This is a genomic window from Microcella sp. (assembly GCF_033763155.1).
Taxonomy (GTDB): Bacteria; Actinomycetota; Actinomycetes; order Actinomycetales; family Microbacteriaceae; genus Microcella.
Genome location: NZ_JANRKZ010000138.1, coordinates 1 through 3,516, shown reverse-complemented (window position 1 = coordinate 3,516; position 3,516 = coordinate 1). Strand labels below are relative to the sequence as shown.

The following is a 3,516-nucleotide window of genomic DNA, read 5'->3' as shown; positions in this document are numbered from 1 at the left end:
GGCGAACGCCGGGCGCTGGCAGTGGGCCAACCTGCAGGCCGAGAAGAGGTACAGCGCGTGGGGCGCCTACGGGCTGTCGACGCTCTCGAACCTCGTGTTTGCGCGGGAATTGCAACGCTTGAGCGACCTCAACTCGTGGGGCATCACGAGCGTGGCCGCGCATCCGGGAGGCACCGCCACCAACCTGCAAACCACGGGACCGCGTGACGGTCGCGCCCCGAGTGCTCGCCGGCAGAAGGCAACCGAGCGCTTCATGCAAGGGGTCGACCAGGGAATCGTGCCCGCTCTCTACGCCGCGACACACCCGGCTGCAGAACCCGGCGGCTACTACGGCCCCAATGGTTTTCTCGAGGTGCGCGGACTACCGGCCCCGGCGCGACTTCCGCACCTCGCTCGGGATGCCTCCGCGGCGGTTCTGCTGTGGGAAGCCTCAGAGCGACTCACGGGCGTGCGCTACGCGGAGATCGCGCAGACCGTCTCTCGTTAGCGTCCGAACGGCGTAGCCTGGAGCGATCGTGACCGCTCCCTCCCCCGCCGAATCTGCCGCAGAATCTGCCGCGCGCCGCGGGCACCTCGTTGACCTACGGCCGCTGCGCGAGAGCCCGGCCTTCGCGCGCATGTGGGCGGGCGCCGCGATCACGGGCATCGGCAGTCAAATGACGATCGTGGGCGTGGGCCTCGACATCTACGACCGGACGGCGTCAACGCTCGCCGTCTCGCTCGTTGCCGCTTTTGCGCTCGGGCCTATGATCGTCTTCGGCCTCTATGGCGGCGCCCTCGCCGACCGTTTCGATCGTCGCACGGTTGCGCTCATCTCGGCCCTCGCCGCGTGGGGCTCGACCGCCGCGATTGCGCTCTACAGCTGGCTTGGCGTGCCCGACATCTGGCCACTGTATGTGTTCATCACCATCAACTCGGTCGCGGCGATCATGGTGCAGGTCGCGCGATCAGCCATGGTTGCGCGCCTCGTGCGGCTCGAGCTGCTGCCCGCCGCCGGAGCGCTCGGGGGCATCAGCGCGGGCGTGCAAGTCACCGTCGGGCCCGCGCTCGCGGGAATCTTCGTCGCCTACCTGGGATTCGCTGCCACCTACACGGTCGAGGTCGTACTCTTTCTCGCCGCGTTCTATGGGCTCTACACGCTGCCGTCGATGATTCCCGACGGCGAGCGCCGCCGCGCCGATCTGCGCTCGATTGTCGAGGGGTGGCGGTTCTTGGGTGTCGCCCCGAACATCCGCGCCACCTTCGTGCTCGACATTGTGGCCATGACATTCGGCAACCCGCGCGTGCTGTTTCCGGCGATCGGCGCCCTGCTCATCGGGGGAGGAGCCGTCACGGTAGGCATCCTCTCGTCGGCCGGCGCAATCGGGATGCTCGTGCTGGGCCTGCTGTCGGGTCGCGTCACCGCGGTGCGCGCTCACGGCCGCGGCATGGTCATCGCGGTCGCCGCGTATGGCGGCAGCATTGCGCTCTTCGGCGTCTTGCTGCTGGCGACCGCTGTGCTGCCGATCGAGGTGGGCAGCGACATCACCGAGGCGAACATTCCCGCCCTCGTGGCGGCGTCGATTCTGCTCGCTCTCGCAGGCGCCTCTGACACCGTGAGCATGATCTACCGCACCACCATGCTGCAGGCGGCGGTTCCCGATGTCATGCGCGGCCGACTGCAAGGGCTCTTCACCGTTGTTGTCAACGGCGGGCCACGCATCGGTGATCTCTACGTGGGACTGCTGAGCCTCACGCTCTTGTTGTGGTTTCCGCCTTTGCTGGGCGGGCTGGTCATCATTGCCGTGTGCGCGGTGTTCTTGCGGCTCTATCGCAGCTTGCGTGACTACGACGCCCTCAACCCCCAGCCGTGAGCCGAGACGTGTCGACACCATGACGAAAGCCCCCGCGCTACCCGGCACGGGGGCTTTCGTGAACGCGCGTTAGCAGCGTTCGGGTCTCACGACGTTAGGGACGACCACCGGGGGGGTCGGCAGGTTTGCCGGTTTCGGTGGACGACTCATCGTCGTCGTGAGGAACGACATCGGTATTCCCGTGACCGATGCCGTTGCTCGTGCCGTTGCCCGTTCCGTTGGACCCGGCGTTGCCATTGGTGATGCCGTTCGCGTTGCCGTTCGCGTTGCCGGCTGAAGTGCCGTTGTTCTCGGCGTCGGCGGCGCGTTCTTCGGCCTTTTCGTTCTTCAACTCGCGCGCCTGCTCTGACACTGCAGCGCCAAATTCAGAGCCGATCTTGTTGGGGTCGCGGGCGCCCTGCTTGACCCAGTCGCTGAATTCGCCAGAACCGACGGGCAGCGCGGGCTCGCACGCGTCGGTTTGCATGTCGGCATCGGCGCCCTCGTCAGTCGCGCCCTCGTCAGTCGCGCCCTCGTCGATCGCTCCGCCGTCGATCACGCCCTCGTCGACCACGCACTCTTCGGTCGTGCCCTCGTCACCAACCCTGCCGTCGCCGACTTCTTCATCGCCGGCGGCGCCGTCTTCTGTCGTCTCGATCGACGACGAGACGATCGTTGACACAACGTCGTCAAAAGCGTCTTGAGCCGCGCCGGGCAAGGCCCCTGCGGCTCCGATTCCCACAAAGCCCACGGCGAGAGCGGCCACGGCGGCGGCAATCTTCGCGGCGAGTCCGAAACGAGAGACCGACGTCGCCCGCTTGCTCTCGCGCCGGCGAGTGCGGTTGACCGCAGGCGTGGGATGTTCGAGCTGTGCCGCGAGTGCAAACGACGGTTGCGGGGCAGGCACCTGAGCGACATCACGGCGCACGTCAGCAATCGAGGCAGCCAGCGCAGAAAGCTCGGGGCGCCCTTCAGGGGTTGCACCCGAGAGCAACTGCTGTGCCTCGGCGTCGGTGATCGGCTTTTCGCTCATCTCACTCCGAGCTATCGTCTCAGGATCCAAAAAGGGTACGGGTGGGCTAAAGGTTTTTTCGCAGGCGTTCGATCGCCCTACGCTGCAGGGCCTTGACCGCTCCCGCACGCTTGCCCAGCACCTCGGCAACTTGCTCGACCGTAAGGTCGGCAACGATGCGCAAGACCATGACGTCGCGCTGGTCAACCGGCAGCGCATTGAGCACCGCGAGCACGTGATGATCGCCGAGTCGCCTCGCCGCGTCGTCTTCGGCACTGGATGCCCGACGCGGATCTTCAGCCGGGTCTAGTTCGACGGTCTCGCCGCGTCGGCCGCGCATCCGCAGTTCATCGACCAATCGGCGATGGGCAATCGAGAACACGAACGAGCGAAACGCTGCTGCGTCGCCAGCGAACGAGCCAAGGCGGCTGAAGACCGTGAGAAACACCTCGCTCGTGAGGTCATCGGGTTCGCGTGACCCGCGAGCACGCAAGAAAGCCGCAACCGAGGGGGCATGGTCGTTCCACAGCTGGGTGCACGCCCAACTGGCGCCCGCTTGCGCGGCTGCGAGAACGCTCGCAAAGGCATCCGCGCCCACCGTGCTGTTCTCTGACATCGCCCCTCAGGTTAGGGGTCTGCCACCGTCACGACAAACTATTCGCGAGAGCGCGC

The 3,516-nt window shown here is 66.6% G+C and carries 3 protein-coding genes and 1 pseudogene; 2 read left to right on the top strand and 2 right to left on the bottom strand.

The genetic code is table 11. From position 1 onward, the window contains the following. Together SFU54_RS05805 and SFU54_RS05800 are read left to right on the top strand one after the other, a co-directional pair. Window positions 1-487: pseudogene (locus SFU54_RS05805) on the top strand (short chain dehydrogenase); the annotation flags it as partial. A 28-nt stretch (window positions 488-515) separates the two neighbouring features. Continuing rightward, window positions 516-1,853 (top strand): MFS transporter, encoded by a 1,338-nt coding sequence (locus SFU54_RS05800; RefSeq protein WP_319015346.1) that lies wholly within the window; start codon window positions 516-518, stop codon window positions 1,851-1,853. Between the two features lie 94 nt (window positions 1,854-1,947). Here the strand turns inward: SFU54_RS05800 and SFU54_RS05795 are convergent, their stop codons facing one another. Both SFU54_RS05795 and SFU54_RS05790 read right to left on the bottom strand, forming a co-directional pair. Beyond that, window positions 1,948-2,865 carry a hypothetical protein gene (locus SFU54_RS05795; protein ID WP_319015345.1) on the bottom strand — a complete coding sequence of 306 codons (918 nt, stop codon included), beginning with the start codon at window positions 2,863-2,865 and terminating at the stop codon, window positions 1,948-1,950. Window positions 2,866-2,911: 46 nt separating this feature from the next. Next, window positions 2,912-3,460 carry a sigma-70 family RNA polymerase sigma factor gene (locus tag SFU54_RS05790; RefSeq protein WP_319015344.1) on the bottom strand — a complete coding sequence of 183 codons (549 nt, stop codon included), beginning with the start codon at window positions 3,458-3,460 and terminating at the stop codon, window positions 2,912-2,914. Window positions 3,461-3,516 lie beyond the last annotated feature (56 nt).